Origin of the sequence: Pseudomonas sp. S5F11 (assembly GCF_019641515.1) — a bacterium.
GTDB lineage: Bacteria > Pseudomonadota > Gammaproteobacteria > Pseudomonadales > Pseudomonadaceae > Aquipseudomonas > Aquipseudomonas rhodesiae.
The window spans coordinates 5,041,035-5,063,392 of sequence record NZ_JAIFJZ010000001.1 but is presented as its reverse complement, the minus strand read 5'-3'; the positions used below and the strand labels follow the sequence as shown (position 1 = coordinate 5,063,392).

Annotated in this window: 14 protein-coding genes and 1 riboswitch; of the genes, 2 read left to right on the top strand and 12 right to left on the bottom strand. The window is 62.0% G+C overall.

Going from position 1 to position 22,358, the window contains the following annotated elements; translation table 11 throughout:
- Positions 1-120: 120 nt before the first annotated feature.
- From K1567_RS22885 to ltaE, 3 genes are all read right to left on the bottom strand, one after another.
- Positions 121-1,362, bottom strand: coding sequence for an aspartate kinase (locus K1567_RS22885; protein WP_034099923.1), 1,242 nt, complete (start codon positions 1,360-1,362; stop codon positions 121-123).
- Between the two features lie 95 nt (positions 1,363-1,457).
- On the bottom strand, positions 1,458-4,076 hold the full coding sequence (gene alaS / locus K1567_RS22880; RefSeq protein WP_040269234.1) for an alanine--tRNA ligase: 2,619 nt from the start codon (positions 4,074-4,076) through the stop codon (positions 1,458-1,460).
- A gap of 146 nt (positions 4,077-4,222) precedes the next feature.
- Positions 4,223-5,227: a low-specificity L-threonine aldolase gene (ltaE, locus tag K1567_RS22875; protein WP_034099927.1), complete on the bottom strand. Its 1,005-nt coding sequence runs from the start codon at positions 5,225-5,227 to the stop codon at positions 4,223-4,225.
- Between the two features lie 190 nt (positions 5,228-5,417).
- Positions 5,418-5,587: riboswitch (FMN riboswitch) on the top strand.
- Between the two features lie 114 nt (positions 5,588-5,701).
- Here ltaE and K1567_RS22870 point away from each other — a divergent pair.
- On the top strand, positions 5,702-6,211 hold the full coding sequence (locus tag K1567_RS22870; protein WP_003193604.1) for a 6,7-dimethyl-8-ribityllumazine synthase: 510 nt from the start codon (positions 5,702-5,704) through the stop codon (positions 6,209-6,211).
- 120 nt (positions 6,212-6,331) lie between these two features.
- Here the strand turns inward: K1567_RS22870 and astE are convergent, their stop codons facing one another.
- The 7 genes from astE to K1567_RS22835 form a co-directional block, all read right to left on the bottom strand.
- Positions 6,332-7,336 (bottom strand): succinylglutamate desuccinylase, encoded by a 1,005-nt coding sequence (astE, locus tag K1567_RS22865; RefSeq protein ID WP_034099929.1) that lies wholly within the window; start codon positions 7,334-7,336, stop codon positions 6,332-6,334.
- 12 nt (positions 7,337-7,348) lie between these two features.
- Entirely contained in the window at positions 7,349-7,639 is a 291-nt protein-coding gene (locus K1567_RS22860) for a hypothetical protein (protein ID WP_034099931.1), read from the bottom strand.
- 23 nt (positions 7,640-7,662) lie between these two features.
- Complete coding sequence (gene astB, locus K1567_RS22855) at positions 7,663-9,009, bottom strand: N-succinylarginine dihydrolase (protein WP_034099933.1); 1,347 nt, start codon at positions 9,007-9,009, stop codon at positions 7,663-7,665.
- A gap of 155 nt (positions 9,010-9,164) precedes the next feature.
- The gene (gene astD / locus K1567_RS22850) at positions 9,165-10,634 is read right to left on the bottom strand and encodes a succinylglutamate-semialdehyde dehydrogenase (protein ID WP_220699057.1); all 1,470 of its coding nucleotides are present in this window, start codon (positions 10,632-10,634) and stop codon (positions 9,165-9,167) included.
- Positions 10,631-11,656: an arginine N-succinyltransferase gene (astA, locus tag K1567_RS22845; protein ID WP_034099936.1), complete on the bottom strand. Its 1,026-nt coding sequence runs from the start codon at positions 11,654-11,656 to the stop codon at positions 10,631-10,633. Before astA ends, astD begins: the two co-directional genes overlap by 4 nt.
- A gap of 48 nt (positions 11,657-11,704) precedes the next feature.
- Positions 11,705-12,724 carry an arginine/ornithine succinyltransferase subunit alpha gene (aruF, locus tag K1567_RS22840; protein ID WP_034099938.1) on the bottom strand — a complete coding sequence of 340 codons (1,020 nt, stop codon included), beginning with the start codon at positions 12,722-12,724 and terminating at the stop codon, positions 11,705-11,707.
- 204 nt (positions 12,725-12,928) lie between these two features.
- The gene (locus tag K1567_RS22835; protein WP_034099940.1) at positions 12,929-14,149 is read right to left on the bottom strand and encodes an aspartate aminotransferase family protein; all 1,221 of its coding nucleotides are present in this window, start codon (positions 14,147-14,149) and stop codon (positions 12,929-12,931) included.
- Positions 14,150-14,453: 304 nt separating this feature from the next.
- Between K1567_RS22835 and K1567_RS22830 the strand changes: the two genes are divergently transcribed.
- A complete protein-coding gene (locus K1567_RS22830) occupies positions 14,454-20,384 on the top strand; it encodes a dermonecrotic toxin domain-containing protein (protein WP_220698875.1) in 5,931 nt (1,976 codons plus the stop codon).
- Between the two features lie 8 nt (positions 20,385-20,392).
- Here the strand turns inward: K1567_RS22830 and argR are convergent, their stop codons facing one another.
- Positions 20,393-21,373: a transcriptional regulator ArgR gene (gene argR, locus K1567_RS22825; RefSeq protein ID WP_034099944.1), complete on the bottom strand. Its 981-nt coding sequence runs from the start codon at positions 21,371-21,373 to the stop codon at positions 20,393-20,395.
- Positions 21,374-21,579: 206 nt separating this feature from the next.
- Positions 21,580-22,344, bottom strand: coding sequence for an ABC transporter ATP-binding protein (locus K1567_RS22820; protein WP_010208310.1), 765 nt, complete (start codon positions 22,342-22,344; stop codon positions 21,580-21,582).
- Positions 22,345-22,358: the final 14 nt, after the last annotated feature.

Here is a 22,358-nt window from a genome sequence, read left to right as displayed (position 1 = left end):
CCCGAAAGCCATAGCCCTACCCGCCTAAGTATTGTCGAGCGCGCGCAAAAGAACAGGTCCTACACACGCAGCCCACAAAAAAATGAAAGGCGCGGTAAACCGCGCCTTTCTGGCATTACGTCACTCGCCCTGTCGGGCCGGAGCGTCCAGCTCAAAAGCGGTATGCAGCGCGCGTACAGCCAGTTCCAGGTACTTCTCTTCGATCACCACCGAGACTTTGATTTCCGAGGTGGAGATCATCTGGATGTTGATGCTTTCCTTGGCCAGGGCTTCGAACATGCGGCTGGCAACGCCGGCGTGGGAACGCATGCCCACGCCTACGATGGAGACCTTGGCAATCTTGGTGTCACCCACCACTTCACGGGCGCCGATTTCTTTTGCAGTGTTCTGCAGAATACGCTCAGCCGCATCGTATTCGTTGCGGTGCACGGTGAAGGTGAAATCGGTGGTGTTATCGTGCGAAACGTTCTGCACGATCATGTCGACTTCAATGTTTGCGCCACTGATAGGGCCCAGGATCTTGAATGCCACGCCCGGGGTGTCTGGCACGCCACGGATCGTCAGCTTGGCTTCATCGCGGTTGAAAGCGATGCCGGAAATGATCGGCTGTTCCATGGATTCCTCTTCATCAATAGTAATGAGGGTGCCCGGACCCTCTTTGAAGCTGTGCAATACGCGCAGCGGAACGTTGTACTTGCCGGCGAATTCCACCGCGCGGATTTGCAGCACCTTGGAACCGAGACTGGCCATCTCCAGCATCTCTTCAAAGGTGATCTTGTCCAGGCGCTGCGCCACGGACACCACACGCGGGTCCGTGGTGTAGACGCCATCCACATCGGTGTAGATCTGGCATTCATCAGCCTTGAGAGCTGCCGCCAGCGCCACGCCGGTGGTGTCCGAACCGCCACGGCCAAGGGTGGTGATGTTGCCCTGCTCGTCCACACCCTGGAAGCCCGCTACAACTACCACACGCCCGGCTTTCAGATCAGCGCGAATTTTCTGATCGTCGATCTGCAGAATACGCGCCTTGGTATGAGCGCTGTCGGTGAGGATGCGCACTTGGCTGCCTGTGTAGGACACAGCCGGCACGCCGCGTTTGTTCAGGGCCATGGCCAGCAGGGCAATGGTCACCTGTTCGCCGGTGGACACGATCACATCCAGCTCGCGCGGCAACGGTTGCTGGTCGCCACTGATTGCCTTGGCCAGATCGATCAGGCGATTGGTCTCGCCGCTCATGGCCGACAGCACCACCACCAGGTCGTCGCCAGCGTCGCGGAATTTCTTAACTTTGTCGGCCACCTGCTCGATTCTTTCGACAGAGCCGACCGAGGTGCCTCCAAATTTCTGTACGATCAAAGCCATTTCCAGCCGCCTCAGCCCGTAAAGGGGCGCCTAAATATCCAATCAACCAGCACTGATCAGGCCCGCGACTAGACCGCGGGCCGATTCACAGTGCCTTAAATGCCAGCCTCGACAAACGGCACGGTCAGAGCCAGGGCCGCATCCAGGGCACCGGCGTCTACACCACCGCCTTGCGCCATGTCCGGACGACCACCACCCTTCCCGCCCACTGCCGCAGCGGCTTGCTTCATCAAATCACCGGCTTTGAGTTGGCCAGTCAGGTCTTTGGTTACACCGGCAACCAGTACGACCTTTTCCTCATGGACACCGCCGAGCAGGATCACTGCGCGGCCGAGCTTGTTTTTCAACTGATCGACCAGGGCCAACAACGCCTTGCCGTCCTGACCGTCCAGGCGTGCGGCCAGGACTTTCACGTCCTTGACGTCAACGGCCGAAGCCGACAGATCGTCGCCCGCTGCGCTGGCAGCCTTGGCTTGCAACTGTTCCAGCTGTTTCTCCAGGGCACGGTTGCGCTCCAGGACAGCGGACAGCTTGTCGATCAGGTTGTCGCGGCTGCCCTTGACCAGGCTGGCCGCTTCCTTGAGTTGTTCTTCCGCCGCGTTCAGGTATGCCAGGGCCGCAGCGCCGGTCACCGCTTCGATACGACGTACACCGGACGCCACGCCGCCTTCGCTGATGATCTTGAGCAAGGCAATGTCGCCAGTACGGTTGGCGTGGATACCGCCACACAGTTCCACCGAGAAATCGCCGCCCATGCTCAGCACGCGCACGCTGTCGCCGTACTTCTCGCCGAACAATGCCATGGCGCCCTTGGCCTTGGCCGTCTCGATATCGGTCTCGACGGTTTCAACCGGGGTGTTCTTGCGGATTTCGGCGTTGACGATGTCTTCCAGTGCCTTGATCTGCTCTGGCTTGATCGCTTCGAAGTGGCTGAAGTCGAAACGCAGGCGCTGACTGTCGACCAACGAACCTTTCTGCTGAACGTGTTCACCCAGCACCTGGCGCAGGGCGGCATGCAGCAAGTGGGTGGCCGAGTGGTTCAGCGACGTGGCGTGGCGCACGTCGGCGTCTACCTGGGTGTCCACCGGGGAGCCTACGGTCAGACTGCCTGAGGCCAGCACACCGTGGTGCAGGAAGGCGCCGCCGGTCTTGGTGGTATCACGTACGTCGAAACGACCGGAGCTGGATTTGACGAAACCACAGTCGCCGATCTGACCGCCGGATTCGGCATAGAACGGGGTCTGATCCAGCACCACGACACCCTCGTCGCCTTCGTTCAACACGTCGACCGACTGGCCTTCCTTGTACAGCGCGACCACTTTGGCCGAGCCGCTGGTGGCCTTGTAGCCGGTGAACTCGGTGGCCACATCCACCTTGACCAGGCTGTTGTAGTCCATGCCGAAGGAACTGGCCGAGCGTGCGCGTACGCGCTGGGCTTCCATCTCGCGTTCGAAACCTTCCTCGTCGAGGGTCAGGTTGCGCTCGCGGGCGATGTCGCCGGTCAGGTCCATCGGGAAGCCGTAGGTGTCGTAGAGCTTGAACACCACGTCGCCCGGCACCACGTTGCCCGACAGGTTGGCCAGGTCTTGTTCGAGGATCTTCAGGCCCTGTTCCAGGGTTTTGGCGAACTGCTCTTCTTCGGCCTTGAGCACGCGCTCGATGTGCGCCTGGTTCTGCTTGAGTTCCGGGAAGGCATCGCCCATCTCGGCGACCAGGGCCGCGACGATCTGGTAGAAGAAGCTGCCATTGGCGCCCAGCTTGTTACCGTGACGGCAAGCGCGACGAATGATGCGACGCAGCACATAGCCACGGCCTTCGTTGGACGGCAGTACGCCGTCGGCGATCAGGAAGCCGCAGGAACGGATGTGGTCGGCCACCACTTTGAGCGAGGCTTGGTCATCATTACTGCAACCGATGGCCTTGGCGGCCGCAGCCAGCAGGCTCTGGAACAGATCGATTTCGTAGTTGGAATGAACGTGCTGCATCACCGCACTGATCCGCTCCAGGCCCATGCCGGTGTCCACCGACGGTGCCGGCAGCGGATGCAACACACCATCGGCGGTGCGGTTGAACTGCATGAAAACGTTGTTCCAGATCTCGATGTAACGGTCGCCGTCTTCTTCCGGCGAGCCCGGCGGGCCACCCCAGATATCGGCGCCGTGGTCGTAGAAGATCTCGGTGCAAGGGCCGCATGGGCCGGTATCGCCCATGGTCCAGAAGTTGTCGGACGCGTAAGGTGCGCCTTTGTTGTCGCCGATACGCACCATGCGCTCGGCCGGCACGCCCACTTGTTTGGTCCAGATGTCGTACGCCTCGTCATCGCTGGCGTAGACGGTGACCCAGAGTTTTTCCTTCGGCAGTTTCAGCACGCCGGTCAGGAAGGTCCAGGCGAAGTTGATCGCGTCTTGCTTGAAATAATCGCCAAAGCTGAAGTTGCCGAGCATTTCGAAAAAGGTGTGGTGACGGGCGGTATAGCCGACGTTTTCCAGGTCGTTGTGCTTACCACCGGCGCGCACGCACTTCTGGCTGCTGACCGCGCGGGTGTAGGCGCGCTTTTCCTGGCCCAGGAAGCAGTCCTTGAACTGGTTCATCCCCGCGTTAGTGAACAGCAGGGTAGGGTCATTGCCTGGGATCAAGGAGCTGGAGGAGACACGGGTGTGACCTTGCTCTTCGAAGAAGCGAAGGAAGGCTTCACGGATTTCTGCGCTTTTCATTAGGTTCTTCCACGGAGGCTGCGGCCAAAGGCCAGTGCGCAACATCATCAGACGGAGCGACGGCAAAGGGCCGCATTATATCGGCCCTTTGCCGGTGGTACAGCGTGTTTATGCGATAGAGAGGTTCAATTAGACGGTCTGCACGTTCATTTACGCGAATATTCGACGAATGTTTCCAGCACCTGTGCCATCTGCGCCCGATTAACATCCAAATGGGTGACCATGCGCAGACGAGGCGCCGCGCTCAACTTGATCCCGCGCTCGGCGGCAAACGCCTTCAATGCCTGGGCCTGATCGCCCACCTGCACATAGACCATGTTGGTCTGCACCGGCTCTACGCTGTAACCGGCCTTGCGCAGCTCATCCCCCAGCCACTGGGCATTGGCGTGGTCTTCGGCCAGGCGCTGCACTTGATGATCCAGGGCATACAGACCCGCCGCCGCCAATGAACCGGCCTGGCGCATGCCGCCGCCCACCATCTTGCGCAAACGGCGCGCCTTGGCGATCAGCGCGGTAGACCCGCACAACACCGAGCCTACCGGAGCGCCGAGGCCCTTGGACAGGCACACCGACACCGAATCGAAATGCTGGGCGATCTCCCGCGCATCCACCCCCAGCTTGACCGCGGCGTTGTAGAGACGCGCGCCATCCAGATGCAGGGCCAGGTCATGCTCACGGGTAAACGCTCGCGCCTTGGCCAAGTACTCCATGGGCAGCACTTTGCCCTGCATGGTGTTTTCCAGAGCCAGCAAGCGGGTGCGGGCGAAGTGGAAGTCGTCGGGTTTGATGGCCGCCAGCACTTGATCCAGATCCAGAGAACCGTCCGCCTGCACCTCCAGCGGCTGTGGCTGGATCGAGCCCAGCACCGCCGCACCGCCGCCTTCGTATTTGTAGGTGTGGGCCTGCTGCCCGACGATGTATTCCTCGCCGCGTTCGCAGTGGGCCATCAGCGCCAGCAGGTTACTCATGGTGCCGGTGGGCACGAACAACGCAGCGGCAAACCCCAGGCGATGGGCCAGCTCGGCTTCCAGGCGATTGACGCTAGGGTCTTCACCGTAGACGTCATCGCCGCTGGCGGCGCTGGCCATGGCATCGCGCATGCCGGCGGTGGGTTGGGTCACGGTGTCGCTGCGAAGGTCTATCACGGTCATCTAACTGGCCTCGGGCAGATGGGGCGTTTTGTCGTATTGACGATTACTGCGGGCAAAGCCGCGCAATATCAAGCCCCGTGTGCATTCAATCGAATACCAACCAAACAAACCGATATAGCTAATCGATACGACGTCCGTGCAGTTTCTGAAAAACCGTGTTAAAAACTCTGCGCCGCCAGGGTTCTGGCGGCAACGTTCTCAGGGCGGGGTGTAATTCCCCACCGGCGGTAATTACACGCAATGTGTATAGCCCGCGAGCGCTTGGCGCCTTGGACTGCTTACGCAGGCCGGCGGCAAGGTCAGCAGACCCGGTGTGATCCCGGGGCCGACGGTCATAGTCCGGATGAAGAGAGAACGGGATTGGCACCCAAGGGCCGCACGTTGACCGCATGCCCGCATGCCCACGCGTTGCATACCCTTGAAATCCCATTCGATTCATAACGCCCTGTTTTTTTCTTAAACAGGAGTCAGAACATGCAACCCACCGCTATCGACAGCAAAAGCAAAAACCATCACGGCGAGCGCGTCGCGTTTATCCAGGCCTGCTGGCACAAGGATATTGTCGACCAGAGCCGTAAGGGCTTTCTCGCCGAAATGATCGCCCAGGGCTACCAGGAATCGGACATCGACTTTTTCGAAGTCGGCGGTGCCTTTGAAATGCCCCTGCACGCCAAACTGCTGGCCAAGACCGGTCGCTACGCGGGCATCGTTGCCGCCGCGTTGGTGGTGGACGGCGGCATCTACCGCCACGAATTCGTTGCCCAATCGGTGGTCAGCGGCCTGATGCAGGTGCAGCTGGAAACCGAAGTGCCGGTGTTCTCGGTGTCCCTGACCCCGCATCACTTCCACGCCGGCAGTGAACACACCACATTCTTCTATGAGCACTTCGTGCACAAGGGTCAGGAAGCCGCGCGTACGTGCGCCGACACCCTGCACAAAGTGCGGGCGATCCGCCGCAGCGAGCCACGGGCGGTAGCAGTCTAAGCAATACTGCAAAACAAAATGTGGGAGGGGGCTTGCCCCCGATGGCGGTGTCTCAGCTCCAGATGAGCTGACTGACACACTGCTATCGGGAGCAAGCCCCCTCTCACATTCGGTCCAGGTCTATGCCAGGCCCACGTCCGTGGTCGGCACAATCAATATCCCTGCACGCAAACCGTTTTTCACCTTCGGGTTGGGGAAGATGATGCGCGCGCCCTCCTCCTCAATCACCCAACGGGTCTTGGCCACGTCTTCGGCCAGCAGATAACCCTTTTCCAACTCAGAAAAGTTTTCCACGTCCGCGGGCAAGTGCAGCAGGAACGCATCGCTGTGCTTGATGACTTCCCGCGAAACAGCGAACAGTTTCAACCCATCCAGGCTGTCCGCCTCAGGCTCGCTGCCTTCGATGATCTGAGTCAGGCGCGCCTCCAGGCGTGAGACGTCCACCCCCTGGTTCTGTCCGAACGGCCGCGCCTTGCCTAATTCCAGGGTGAAAGCCTCGGCGTCCAGTTGCTCGTAGGTGAAGGCCGTGAAGGTGATGGACGTTTTGTTCTGCAGCAGCACCGCTTCCATCCCGGCCGCACGCAGCCGCTCCAGCTCGCGTCGCGAATGCTGGCGCCCGTCTTTCCACGGGTACAGCGCGAACTGCTCGATCTTCGAGCCACGGATGGCGGTGTGCAGGTCGTAATGCAGGCGCGAGCGCTCGGGCTTGCTGAAAAAACTACGGGCCAGTTGTTCCAGCTCCGCGGCGCGCATGGCTTCGGGGCCGATGTTGCTTTCATGACGGCCATTGAACAGCCGGTTGATGTCCAGTTCGAGGTAACGCTCGCCGCGGCGCATGGCCTCGGGGTTGCCGAAGAGGAACAGAATACGGGTGCGGGGTTTGATCTCCCCACGGGCGATGCCATGCAACAGGCGGTCGAGCAATTCGATCGGCGCGGTTTCGTTGCCATGGATGCCGGACGACAGCAGCAGGTCGCTGCCATTGTCCGAGGCTTGCGGCGGACGCACTTCCAGCGCGCCCTCGCTGAGCCAGCGCATCTGCACGCCGTCGACAGTCAGTTGAATTTTTTGCGCCGGTTCGCGACCGGCGAGGGTCAGTTCAAGCAGTTTGCCGAGGGCGAGCATACGCAAGCTTCCTTAGTGGTTGCAGCCAGGACCGTGGACGTGATCGTCATCATCACCTTCCATGTCGGCCGGTTCCATTTCCAGCTGCAGGCTCATCAGGTTGGTGGCCAATGGGCGCATCAGCAGGTTGGCGTACTCGGCGTCGCCTTCTTCGACGTCCACACCGATCAGCAGTTGGCCGCGACCGTCGTGCTGGATCCAGATCTCCTTGCCCTGCCACACCACAGCAACGCGGGTGCAGGAAGTTTCCAGCTGGGTGCCGTCGGTGTCTTCAAGGATCAGTTTCAGGGTATCGGTGCTCATAAAATGCTCTCAGCCGTGCGGCGTTAATTGATCTGGAAAGGATAAACCGCGCCCAGTTTAAGGATTTGCGTCAGTTCATCCAGTGCCGTCCGGCACTCAAGCAGCAATTGCGGATCAGCCAGGTCGGATTCGCGCAGGCTGTCGCGGTAGTGCTTGTGGACCCATTGGGTCAGCGTGTCGTACAACGGCGCGGTCATGATAACGCCTGGATTCACCGCCGCCAGTTCAGTTTCGTTCAACGCCACGCGCAGACGCAGGCACGCCGGGCCACCGCCATTCTGCATGCTTTGCTTGAGGTCGAAGACTTTCACTTCGCGGATCAACCCACCGGAGGCCGTCAGGCCCTGCAAGTAGTGCCAGACACGTTCGTTGGCGCGGCACTCTTCCGGCACTATCAGCAGCATCGAGCCGTCGGCGCGGGTCAGCAACTGGCTGTTGAACAGGTAGGAACGCACCGCGTCCTCGACGCTGACCAGGGCGCGCGGTACACACACCGACTGGAAATTGCCGCCCAACTTGCCCAGCTTGGCTTGCAGTTCGCCGAGCATCTGTTCGGTATTGAGGAACGCATCCTCGTGATAGAACAGCACCTCGCCGTTGCCCACCGCGATCACGTCGTTGTGGAACACACCCGCGTCGATCACCGCCGGGTTCTGCTGGCCGTAGACCACGCCGTCGTCCTTCAGGCCGTGCAGGCGGGCGACAGCCTGTGACGCTTCGAGGGTCTGGCGCGCCGGGTACTTCTGCGGTGCCGGGTAGCGGGTGTCGAATGCACTGCGGCCGAACACAAAAAACTCCACGCCCGCCTCGCCGTATTCGCGGCAAAAACGCGTGTGGTTGGCCGCGCCTTCGTCACCGAACTGCGCCACCGCCGGCAACGCGGCGTGGTGGGCGAAGTGCTGCGGATCGGCAAACATGGCGCCCAGCACGCGGCTGGTGGTCGGGTGCTCGATGCTGCGGTGGTATTTGCAGTTGAGGTTGGCGGCGGTGAAATGCACACGGCCATCCGCGGTGTCGGCGCTGGGGCTGACGGTGGCGGCGTTGGCCACCCACATACTCGACGCCGAGCAACTGGCGACCAGCAACGGCATGGCTTGCTGGGCCGCCTGCTGGATCACCTGGGCATCGCTGCCGCTGAAACCGAGGTTACGCAATGCGGCCACGTCGGGACGTTCCTGGGGAGCCAGCACGCCCTGCACGAAGCCCATATCCATCAGGGCCTTCATTTTTTGCAGGCCCTGCAACGCCGCTTCCTTCGGGTTCGAAGACTGCTGGCTGTTGCTCTGGGACGCGACGTTGCCGTAGGACAAACCGCCGTAGTTATGGGTCGGCCCCACTAGACCGTCAAAATTGACTTCATAGGATTTCATCGGCGAGGCTCCACGAACATCTGTTTTTATAGGCATCAAAAGTCTTCAACACACCGCAAATCCAGTGTGGCAGGAGGCTTGCCTGCGATAGCAGTTGGTCAGTTGATAAATCAGGTGCCTGACACACCGCCATCGGGAGCACGCCCCTCCCACATTTAGATCAGCGTAATGCCGGGGGTTAGCGTGGCCGGAACCACCAGGCTTGGGGTCTCAAGCGATGCCACCGGGTAGGCGCAATAATCCGCCGCGTAATACGCACTGGCGCGATGATTGCCCGAGGCCCCTACCCCACCAAAAGGCGCGGTGCTGGCGGCGCCGGTCAGCTGTTTGTTCCAGTTGACGATCCCGGCGCGGCTTTCCAGCCAGAACTGCTGGTAGCGCGCTTCGGAATCGGACAACAAGCCAGCGGCCAGGCCGAACTGAGTGTTGTTGGCCTCGACTATCGCCGCTTCGAAATCGCTGTAGCGGATCACTTGCAGCAGCGGGCCAAACAGTTCTTCGTCTTCGCGCTCGGCCACGCCGGTCACGTCGATGATGCCCGGAGTCAGCAAGGCGGCCTGGTCCTGGGGCTGGGTCATTTCCAGCAGCGCCACGGCACCGTTGGCCAGCATCAACTCCTGGGCGTCCATCAAGGCTTTGGCAGCGGCGAGGGAAATCACCGAGCCCATGAACGGCGCCGGTTGCTGATCGAACGCGCCGACTTCAATGGTCGAACTCACTGCCACCAACCGCGCCAGCAACGCATCGCCCCAGGCGCCTTGCGGCACCAACAGGCGACGGGCGCAGGTGCAGCGCTGGCCGGCCGAAATAAACGCCGATTGGATGATGGTGTACACCGCCGCGTCCACGTCGGCCACTTCATCCACCACCAGCGGGTTGTTGCCGCCCATCTCCAGGGCCAGGATTTTGTCCGGGCGCCCGGAGAACTGCTGGTGCAGATGGTTGCCGGTGCGGCTGGAGCCGGTGAAAAACAAGCCGTCGATGCCTGGATTGGCCGCCAAGGCGATTCCGGTTTCCCGCGCGCCTTGCAGCAGGTTCAACACGCCCGCCGGCAACCCGGCTTCGATCCAGCATTGCACGGTCAGCTCGGCGACTTTCGGCGTCAGCTCGCTGGGTTTGAACAGCACGGTGTTACCCGCCAGCAACGCCGGCACGATATGCCCGTTAGGCAAGTGACCGGGGAAGTTATACGGGCCGAATACCGCCACCACGCCGTGCGGCTTGTGGCGCAGCACAGCGGTGGCGTCGCCCAGCGGGCCGCTCTTCTCGCCGGTGCGTTCGCGGTAGCTTTGCACCGAGATGGCGATCTTGTTGGCCATGCTGGTGACTTCTGTCGCCGCTTCCCACAACGGCTTGCCGGTTTCCTCGCCGATGCAGCGGGCGATTTCATCGGCGCGGCGCTTGAGGGTGGCAGCAAAGGCTTCCAGCACCGCGATGCGTTCTTCCAGGGTACGCCGGGCCCAAGCCGGGAACGCCTGGCGTGCGGCCTGCACGGCGGACTCGACTTGCTCGGCGGTGGCACCGTTGCCGGCCCACAGCACTTGCTGGGTCACCGGGTTGCGTGATTCGAACAGCTCACCCTGGCCAGCCAGCCAGCTACCTGCGATATACAGCGAATTCATTATTTCGACTCCCGAGCAGCGGACAACGGTACGGCACGCACTTGATCGCCGACCACCAATTGCAGGCGTTTGGCGGTCAACGGGTCGACCACCAGCGTGCCGGCGGCCAGGCGTGCGGGCGCGGCGGTGATGCGGCAATCTTCGCGTTTGCGGTTATGGATCAGGAACGGCGTGGCGTCGTCCCCCGGTGTGCCGATGGCCAACACCAGTGACTGGCTGTCACGCACCGCGCGAATCTTGGTGGTCTCGCACTCCACCGCCGGGCCGGCGTCGAAAATATCGACATAGCCCTGGTAACTGAACCCTTCGCTTTTGAGCATGCTCAACGCCGGCTCGGTGTCCGGATGGACCTTGCCGATCACATTGCGCGCGTCCTCGGACAAAAAGCAGCTATACAGCGGAAACTTCGGCATCAACTCGGCGATAAATGCCTTGTTGCCCACGCCGGTGAGGTAGTCGGCCTGGCTGAATTCCATCTTGAAGAAATGTCGACCCAGGCTTTCCCAGAACGGTGAGCGCCCGGCCTCGTTGGACACGCCGCGCATCTCGGCAATGATCTTGTTGCCGAACAATTGCGGGTACTCCGCGATAAATAGCAGGCGCGCCTTGGCCAGCATGCGGCCGTTGAGGCCGTTGCGGTAATCGGCGTGCAGGAACAGCGAGCACAACTCGGAGTTGCCGGTGAGGTCGTTGGCCAGGAACAGCGTCGGAATCTCGCGATAGATGTTCAACTCCTGGGACGCGCTGACGGTCAGGCCCACCCGAAAGTTGTACCAGGGCTCGCGCAAGCCCACGGCACCGGCAATCGCAGAAATGCCCACCACGCGGCCTTCGTCGTTTTCCAGCACGAACAGGTAGTCGGCGTCGCCGCGACCGGCCTCGCCGCGAAAGGTTTTTTCCGCCCAGCCCACCCGGTGGGTCAAGCGCTCTTCGTTGGCCGGCAAGGTGGTCAGGCCGGTGCCGGTGCTGCGCGCCAGATCAATCAGGGCCGGTAAATCGCTGCTGCGTACGGGACGAACGATCATGCTATCTCCTCAAACGGGCCGCCGTGGGCCACCCGCGAAACTCTGCTTTTAAACCGCGACCAGACGCACGCTGGCGCCCTCGCCCACACCCAGGGCTTCGGCCGCGGCCAGGTCCAGGGTCACCGGTTTGCCGGGCGCGTAGTCCAGCTCCAGCATCACCGCGCGGTAATCCTGCAACTGCGCATTGCTCACCAGATACTGGCGGCCCGCCCCCTTGACCATCTCACCGATCTTCACCGGCACCACGCGGCTCTGGGCAATCGAGCGGATGCCCGAGACCCGCGCGTGCAGCGTCGGGCCGCCGTCGAAGATGTCGATGTAATGGTCGGTCTCGAAGCCTTCGCGCATCAGGATGTCGAAGGTGATCTGCGCACGCGGGTGCACCTGGCCCATGGCTTCCTGGGCTTCGTCCGGCAATAGCGGCACGTAGATCGGGTAATGGGGCATCAGCTCGGCGAGGAAGGTGCGGCTTTTGAGCCCGCACAGACGCTCGGCGGCGGCGTAATTGAGGTCGAAGAAGTTGCGCCCGATGGCGTCCCAGAACGGCGAGTCACCGTTCTCGTCGCTGTAGCCGACGATCTCGGTCACCACCGAATCGGCAAAGCGCTCCGGGTGGCTGGCGACGAATAGCAGGCGCCCGCGGGAATTGAGTTCCGACCACGGCGAGCCGACCAGCTCCGGCACCACGTAGAAACTGGTGAGCAGGCTATTACCGGTCAGGTCGTGGCACTGGGAAAGCACATGGATCTTGTTGTGGATCTTCAGCTCGCGGGAGGCGTGCACGAAGGTCTCGTTGCGAAAACTATAAAACGGCTCGGAATAGCCGGCCGAGGCGACGATAGCCGAACACCCGACGAGCTTGCCGGTCTCGGTGTCTTCAAGCACGAAGAAATAGCTTTCTTCACCGTTGAAACTCACCTCGGCCGCGAAGGAGGCTTCGCTGGCGGCGATCTTGTCGCTCAAGCGTTCCACATCGTCCGGCAAGGAGGTGACACCAATCGGGCTGTCCGCAGCCAGACGCTGTACCTCGCCCAGGTCAGCCATTTGCGCGGGGCGCATCACCAGCATGGTGTCACTCCTTAACTCTAGAACTCACAGAAAAAAATACCGAACAGGTCAGGAACACCACATATTCTCAAGTGGGCATATTCCAGTGTGGGAGGGGGCTTGCCCCCGATAGCAGTCTGTCAGTTGATACATCTATGACTGATACACCGCCATCGGGGGCAAGCCCCCCCCCACACTTGATCCGGTCCGACAGACAGATGTGTATCAGGCTTGGGTCAGCGTTTTAACCGCACGCTCGAAACGATCCAGGCCTTCGTTGATATCTGCTTCGTCCACCACCAGGCTCGGGGCGAAACGCACCACGTCGGGGCCGGCTTGCAGGATCATCAGGTTTTCTTTTTCGGCTGCGTTGAACACGTCCTTGGCCTTGCCCTTGAATGCATCGCTCAATACGCAACCGATCAGCAGGCCCATGCCGCGTACTTCGGTGAAGATGCCGTACTGCTTGCCGATCTGCTCCAGGCGCGCCTTGAACAGTGCGTGCTTGGCCGTTACGCCCGCCAGCACTTCAGGGGTGTTGATCACGTCGATCACCGCTTCGGCCACTGCACATGCCAGCGGGTTGCCGCCGTAAGTGGTGCCGTGGGTGCCGACCACCAGGTGCTTGGCCAGCGCTTCAGTGGTAAGCATCGCCGCGATCGGGAAACCGCCGCCCAGACTCTTGGCACTGGTGAGGATGTCCGGGGTCACGCCGTAATGTTGGTAGGCGAACAGATGGCCGCTACGGCCCATGCCGGTCTGCACTTCGTCGAACACCAGCAACGCATCGTGTGCATCGCACAGCTCGCGGGCGCCTTGCAGGTAGGCCAGCTCGGCCGGCAGCACACCGCCTTCGCCCTGGATCGGCTCCAGCACCACGGCGCAGGTCTTGTCCGAAACGGCGGCTTTCAGTGCAGCCAGGTCGTTATAAGGAACGTGGGTAATGCCGGTGATTTTAGGCCCGAAACCATCGGAGTACTTGGATTGGCCACCGACGTTGACGGTGAACAGGGTACGGCCATGGAAGCTGTTGAGCGCCGCGATGATCTCGTACTTCTCGCTGCCGAAGCGGTCGAACGCCACGCGGCGCGCAAGCTTGAACGCGGCCTCGTTGGCCTCGGCGCCGGAGTTGCAGAAGAACACGCGCTCGGCAAAGGTGGCGTCGATCAGCTTATGGGCCAGGCGCAGCGCCGGCTCGTTGGTGAATACGTTGGAGACATGCCACAGCTTGTTGGCCTGCTCGGTCAACGCGCCGACCAGCGCCGGGTGGGCATGGCCCAAAACGTTGACCGCGATGCCGCCGGCAAAGTCGATCAGCTCGCGACCGGCCTGGTCCCAGACGCGGGAACCTTTGCCACGCACAGGGATGAACGCGGCAGGTGCGTAGTTGGGAACCATGACCTGGTCGAAATCGGCACGTTGCACCGGGGCTTGCTCAACGGACATCGGAGTCTCCTGAAGAGGAACGCCTGCCTGGAACTGGCGGGCGATGCAGGGATTGTAAGGACAGTTTTCAGCGCGACCTTGCCGCCAAGCGACAACTTCTTATAGCGCCAACCCCGGTTTTACGCGGGTTTACGGCAATGCGACATATAGCGTCGCAATGGCGCAGTTTAAACCGTGCGCCCGCTCCGTGGGCAGGTTCGATCACGGCCCATCGGCAAATTTCGCGCAGCCCTAACCGGCTACCACAGGCTGCACGACGCGAACTGGTTTGCTGAGGGCTTCTTGACCTTGCCCTGGAGCCCTTGTGACTGAACTCCCCACCTCCTCCGTTCCCCACTACGACATCCTGAAAAACGCCCTGCCCCCATGGCTGGCCGACATCACACCCGACAGACGCAGCGACCTGGCCCAGCCCGAATCGATCGTCGCCGACTGGTACAAAAATGCCAGCGCGGCGCAGCATCGAACGCTCAAGCGCCTCAATGATCAGGCCTGGATTGCCCAGAACTCGGTGGACACTGCCATGGCGCAGCTCAAAAGCCCCCAGGCCTTTGGCGCCGAGCGCCTGCAAGCGGCGCTCAAGGCGCAATACGGCGTGAGCATCGACGTGAGGAGCACCTGGCTGCAGCTTTATATCCCGCTGAAAATCGCCGGTTTCACCGTCAAACCCGGCGCCGCGCGCACCTGGTCGGTGTCATTGATCGAGGCGGCGCTGCACAACTTTGAAGCCAGCGAAACCGCAGTCGATGCCTATGACAGCGCCTCCACCTTCAGCACCCGACCCACGGCCGCCGGACACTTTGAAGCGCTGCCTGGGGTAGCCGCGCAGATCACAGTCGCGCAATTCACGGCGCTGTGCCGCCAGCTCGACATCGGCGCGGCGTATCAGCGCTACCTGCGCGACTACCTTGACCTGGATAACGCCGTGGCCCAGGCCCGCCTGCGGCAACGTCTCCAACACAGCCACATGAGCGCCCTGAAACGTGCGCTGTACATGGCCCTGCTCAAGCAAGACCTGCCGCAGAGTGGCTATGACAGCGTTATCGGCCTGCTCAATGGCCAAGCCCACAGCGCTAACGGTTGCCAGCCTCTGTTGCGGTATGAGCTGAGTATCCTGTCCACCCGACTGGCCGGCATCGTGCTGTTCGCCGACGATCTGGCGACCAGCCGCAGCGTAGTGCCGGTGATCGCCTGGATCCCGGATGACCCGCAGCACCCGATCAAGCACTACCCCAGCGGCCAGGCGTTTATGCGCGCGCTGTGCGAGCAATTGCGCGATCCGGATTACCAGCGCTTTTTCAGCCGCTTTGTCGCTCACGAGGACCTCGGTACGTTCTTTGCCGACCTCAACCAACGCCTTACCCAGGTCACCTGGCATGCGCACATCCCTGGCGAATCGGCGGCCAGTTGGCGCGAAACCGCAGTGGCCCGGCCGAACCTGCAGTTTCGTCCGATGCCCATCGCCGGCGATCTGTTTGAGCACCTGTATCAGGTCAAGCTCAATAAACTGCTCAATGATGCGCGCACCCAAGCGGTGTCCACGGCCAGTGTCGATCAGCAAGCGCGCTGGGAACGCTGGGCGGTGCTGCAAAAGATCGGCAGCACGTTGCTGCAAATCCTCGCGTTTATCGCCACGCCGTTCGTGCCGCCGCTGGGAGCGTTGGTACTGGGCTACAGCGCCTATCAACTACTCGACGACGCGTTTGAGGGAATTGTCGACTGGGCCGAAGGCCAAAGGCGCGAGGCGCTTGGCCACGCGTTGTCGTTTTCCGAGCAACTGGTGCAACTGGGGATGTTCGGCGTCGGCCTGCCCATTGCAGCCGACCTGCTGCGCGCGTCCCTGCCGGCCAATGTGTTGGGCTTTATCGACGCGCTCAGTCCGGTCACCAGGCCCAGCGGCGATACCCGCTTGTGGAAGCCCGACCTGGCGCCCTATCGCCATGACCTGAGCATTCCCAAGGACCTGCGCCCGGACGCACAAGGCATCCTTTGGCACCACGGCAAGCCCGTGCTGCGCCTTGGCGATGGGTACTACCAGTTGCGCACAGACGCGACATCCGGGCGCCATACCCTTGAGCATCCCACGCGCGCCGACGCCTATCGCCCCAGCGTCATGACCAATGGCCACGGCGCCTGGCTCACCGAGCTGGAACGCCCGCTGAGTTGGGACACGCCCACCCTGCTCAGGCGCTTGGGTCATCAGGTCGACAACCTCAGCGATACGCGCCTGCAACAGGCCCAGGACATCAGCGCCACCCACGACAACCTGCTGCGCCACATGCACATCAACCAGCAACCCCCGCCGCCGCTGCTGGCCGACAGCCTCAAGCGCTTCACCCTCGACCAGCGCCTGCAAGACTTCGTCACCCAGATGAACAGCGACGACCCGGCGGTCTATCGACAGGCCGATCCGCGTATCCAACTGCAGTTGGTGGTCACCTACGAACCGTGGCCGCAAACCCGAACCCTGCGATTCCTCGATCCTCGGGGCAACACCCTGTGGGAGTTTGCTCGCAACGGTGAGGCCAGCGTGGTGCAGGTGCATCAGGCGCAACTGGAGAACGGTGACCTGCTGCGGGTACTGATCGAAAGCCTGGACGAATCTGAGCGCAAAAGCCTGCTGGAGGAGCCATTCGGCACGCCGCCGTCTTCGGCGCAAACCCGCGCGAACGTCTGGCGCAAACGCCTCGCGCGGCTGGCCTGGGATAAGCGCTTTGCGCTGTTCGACGCCCACTATCGCGGCCTGGAAACCGCGCGCAATGCCCGCGTGCAGCGCATCATCGACGCCGCACCGAACCCCGGCTTGCCCACCAGCGTCGCCGAAGAAATCCTCGCCGGTGCCGACGGCGACGAGCTGCGCGCACTGGACCGGGCCACCGTGCCCGCCCGCTTGAAAGAACTGGCCGACTGGGCGCAACTGCAAGTCAGGACCACCCGCGCCTACGAAGGCCTGTACCTGGAAGCCAGCGACAGCCCAGACACCCCCAGGCTGGCCCTGCACTCCCTGGAAAACCTGCCGGGATGGCAGGCCAGTACGCGCCTGGAAGTTCGCCGCTACCAGGTCAACGGCACGCTGCTTGACGCCATCGGTCCCGAAGATGCCGAAGTGCGCCGCGTCCTGGTGCACACCGTGGACGGCGACTACGTTCCCTATGATCAGCAGAACGCGCTCTTTGGCAGCAGCGACTTTTACACCGCCCTCCTCCAGGCCCTGCCGGACGCCCGCCGCGACGCGCTGAACATCCATATCGGTCAAGGCGAACGGCTCAAGCAGGCGATTGCCGCCCACGCACTCGGGCGCGAACCCTTGCGCCGACTGTTGCACGCAGATCCGCTGATCAAGCCACCCTACAACCCAGCCTTTATGCGCCTGCGTGGCGGCATGGACGGCTATCGGCCCGCCGATGCGCCGCAACCCGGCTCCAGCCAGGAGTTGACCCTCGAACAACGCGCCCACGACTTACTGCCGACGCTGTCCGCCGAACAGGTACGCGATCTGGTACAGACCCTGGAGAACCGACCCGGCGGAGCGTTGGCCACCCTGGTGACGCTGAAAAACGAATACATGAGGCTGGATGTCGGCCTGTCGCTGTGGGTGTCCAGCACCCCACGTTTTCGCGCGGTCAGCGAAGCCCCAATGAGTGAAGCCGAGTATGACTACGCGCGGCGCAACCGTGAGCTGTGGGCCACAGAAATCCGGCGCGCATGGCGCCAGGAAACCGAGGTGGATCAGTACTACGAAGCCATGTCGCGCAACGGCCATGTACTCAAACTGACCGCGCCGATCATCGGTGAACTGCCGCGCCTGTCGGCGCGCATGGAACACATCTCGCGCCTGGAAGTGGTCGGCGACGGCCAGCCGTTACAGATCAATACGTTCCTGCAACTGTTTCCCCGGCTGCGCAACCTGACCCTTCGCCACCTGGCGCTTGAGGGGCTTCCGGAAACCATCGCCGCGATGCCCAACCTCAACGAGCTGATCCTCAGCGACTGCCAATTGCGTCTGAACCAGGAAGCCTATGGCCGCCTCAGCGCTCTGAGCCGCCTGGTCACGCTGGACCTGTACAACAACCCGCTGGGCCGCACCCCCACGGTCGAGCACATGCCGAACCTGAAGTACCTTGACCTCAACCACACCGGCATCACCGAGCTGCCTGCGGGCTTGTTGACTCGCCAGGACCTGACCCTGGCGCTGCTGTCGCACAACCGTATCCAGACACTGCCCGCCGAGCTGTTCGATGCGCCCGCGCGCATCAGCGACAAGCTCGACCTGTCCGAAAACCCGCTGTCGCGCGCGTCGCTGGAGCGGGTCAAGGCGCATTTCCAACGCACCGCCCGGCACTGGGGCATCAGCGCCGATCCGGCGGATGTGGCCCAGGCCCAACAGCTGTACCCCACTTTCAGCAGCGACGAAATCAATCGCTTCATTTTTGCCCTGCCTGGCAATCTGGAGGCCGGCAGGATCACCCTGACCCGTCTCGAACTTGAGTACCTGGGCATCCGTGGCGACATGCAGGACTGGGCCGACGCGCCCCTGCTGTCCACGGCCGAGCGCACCTACCGCAACCTGTTTCTGCAGGACGTGGAGGCGGCCTGGCGGCGCGAAATCCCCCTCGATGCGCAGCACCAGGGCCTTACCACCGGCTATGAACTGACCCTGCGCAAACCGGTCAGCGGCACACTGCCAAGCCTGCATACCACCTTCGACCACGTCACAGCGCTCAGCCTGCACGGTGCCGGTGCCGAGCTGCGCCTGGGAGCGTTCCTGCAAGCCTTCCCCGCGTTGAAACGGTTGACCATGCGGCAATACTCCCTGGACGCGCTGCCCTTGAGCATCACCAACCTGCGCCAGCTCACCCAATTGAGCCTGAACCGCACGCGGCTGCGCCTGACCCCATTGGCCGCCAATGCACTGTCGGGGATGGTCAACCTGGAACAGCTGGATTTGAGCGACAACCCCCTCGAACATATTCCCGATACGCGCCGTCTGACGCGGCTCAGCCGACTGTCACTGAGCAATACCGGCCTGACCGAGATTCCCGCCGACCTGCTGTCGCTGCCGCCCCGCACCTATCTGGACCTGAGCCACAACGCCCTGGAGAACCTGCCGGATCAAGCCTTCAACCTGCCCGTCAACGTAGCGGCCAGGGTCGATCTGTCCGCCAACCCGCTGTCGCGCCCAGCGTTGCGCCGCATCAAAGCCTACTACCAGGCCACCGGAGAGTTCTGGCTGGCGACTCCGCCCGCCGAGGACCTGCAACGGATCAGGGCGCTATATCCGGCAATCTCGGACACCGAACAAGCACGCATCTATTTCGATCTGCCCGGCGACATCGATGGCGCCGCTCACCAGATCACGCGCCTGGGCCAAGAGTACGAACAGCTGCGCAGCCAGTTGCAGGAATGGGCACTCAATGTGCCCACCCGCGATCCGCTGCTCGATACGGTACTGGACGTGGGTGCCCGCGCCGAAGAACAACTGCGGCGCATGCACTTCAAAGCGCTGCTGGAAAGCTGCTGGCGCCGGGAAGTCGAGCCGGATGAAGCGGGCAACGTCCCGCCGTATCACACTTACAAACTGGTATTCCACGGCCAGCTACTCGGGCCGCTGCCGACGCTGCGCGCCCACTTCGGCCACGTCACCTTGCTTGAATTGATCGGCGAAGGCACCAGCCAAAGCGTCGACGGCCTGTTGCGGTGCTTCCCTAATCTCAAGCATCTGGTGATCGAACGCTATGTTCTGGGCGACATCCCCGCGCCGGTGTTCGCCTTGCATTCGCTGCGTAACCTGACGCTGACGGAAAACATGATCCGCCTGACCCCACAGAGCGCGGGCCAACTGGCCAGTCTGGAAAATCTCATTTATCTGGACTTGAGCGACAACACCCTGGGCATCACACCGGATGTGCGCAACCTGCAGCGCCTGACCACCCTTTACCTGCACAACTGTGGCCTGACCGAAGTGCCAATCGGCGTGTTCAACCTTGGGCGACTGCGCATTCTGGATGCCAGCGACAACCTAATCGAGCACCTGCCCAGCGATCTGCTGGAAATGCCTCTGCCGATTAACGACGACTCCGACCTGAGTGGCAACCCATTGTCGGACGAGAGCATCGAGTTGCTGCGCCAGTATTATCAGCAGACTGGCTACGAACTCGGCGTGGAAGCGGCGATGTTCGACGAGCATGGCGTGCCGCTGCCGCCGCCGGGGACACCGGAGCCGATGGAGACGTGAGGTAGTTTTCAGCCGCGTTCGGCCGGCACCGAGGACAGCTCGAACGGGCTGCTGCTGCGGCGCTGGTTGCGGTCTTCGCGTGGGGTGGCGCCGAAGAAATTGCGGTAGGCGCTGGAGAAGTGCGGCCCCGAGGAGAAGCCGCAGGAGAGGCCGATCTGGATGATCGATTTGCTGGTTTGCATCAGCATCTGGCGCGCCTTGTTCAGGCGCAGTTCCAGGTAGTACTGGCTGGGAACGCGATTGAGGTATTGCTTGAAGATGCGCTCCAGTTGTCGTCGTGACACGCAGACATGCTGGGCGATTTCATCGGTGGTCAGCGGCTCTTCGATGTTGGCTTCCATCAGCAGCACCGCCTGGGTCAGCTTCGGATGGCTGGAGCCCAGGCGGTTTTGCAGCGGAATGCGCTGACGCTCGCCGCCTTCGCGGATACGCTCGACCACCAGCTCTTCCGACACCGCACCGGCCAGTTCGGCGCCGTGATCACGGGCCAGCACCGCCAACAGCAGATCGAGCACCGACATGCCGCCGCAAGCGGTCAGGCGGTCACGATCCCAGTCGAACAAATGGCTGGTGGCGATGACCTTGGGGAATCGCTCGGCGAAATCGTCCTGCCAGCGCCAATGCACGGCGGCGCGGTAGCCGTCGAGCAGGCCGAGCTGGGCCAATGGATAAACCCCGGCCGACAGCCCACCGATCACGCAGCCGGTGCGCACCAGTTGCTTGAGGGCGGTGCTGAGTTGGGAAGCGATGACGGCCGGTGGCTCGTCCGCCAGCAGGAACAACTTTTGAAAGCCCTCCAGCTTACCGGCCCAGGGCTCACCCGGTAGTTGCCAGGCACCGTCGACTGGCGGTTCTGCCTGCAAAAACGAGAGTTCGTACACCACCTCCGGATGAACCCGCTGGGCCACGCGCAAGGCCTCCTCAGCCAGCGCAAGCGTGAGTGCTTTTGTGCTGGGCCAGATCAGGAAACCAATTCGATGGGCAGTCATGGAGGGCTATCCGAAGCAAAAACAGTGAAAGAAGCCGTGGGCCAATGCTAGCCCGTAAATGAACACAAATCTCAAAAACGATGAACATCCAATGTGGGAGGGGGCTTGCCCCCCGATTGCGGCGTATCAGAATCAGATGTGCTGACTGACACTCAGCTATCGGGGGCAAGCCCCCTCCCACATAAAGCAGCGCTCACAAGGAGTGGCTACTTCAAGCTGCCGGAAAGGAACTGCTGCAAACGCTCGGACTGCGGGTTCACCAGCACTTCACGGGGGTTGCCGCGCTCTTCGACGATACCTTTGTGCAAAAACACCAACTGGTTGGACACTTCACGGGCAAAGCCCATTTCGTGGGTCACCACCACCATGGTGCGGCCTTCCTGAGCCAGGTCCTGCATCACCTTGAGCACTTCGCCGACCAATTCCGGGTCGAGCGCCGAGGTGGGTTCGTCGAACAGCATTACCTCCGGTTCCATCGCCAAGGCACGGGCAATCGCCACGCGCTGCTGCTCGCCGCCGGACATGTGGCCGGGGAACGCATCCTTGCGATGGCCCACGCCGACCTTGGCCAGGTAGTGCTCGGCCTTTTCACGGGCCTCTTTCTTCGATACGCCCAGCACATGCACCGGGGCTTCCATCACGTTCTCAATCGCGGTCATGTGCGACCACAGGTTGAAATGCTGGAACACCATGGACAGGCGCGAACGCATGCGTTGCAGCTGTTTGGGGTCGGCCGCCTTCATGGCGCCGTCCTTGTTGGCCACCAGTTTCAGCTCTTCGTTATTGAGCAGAATCTTGCCGGCGTGGGGTTGCTCCAGCAGGTTGATGCAGCGCAAAAAGGTACTTTTGCCCGAACCGCTGGAACCGATGATGCTGATCACATCACCGGCGGCAGCGGCCAGGGATACGCCTTTGAGCACTTCATGACTGCCATAGCGTTTATGCAGGTCTTGGACTTCAAGCTTATACATGCGGTCGGTTCTCA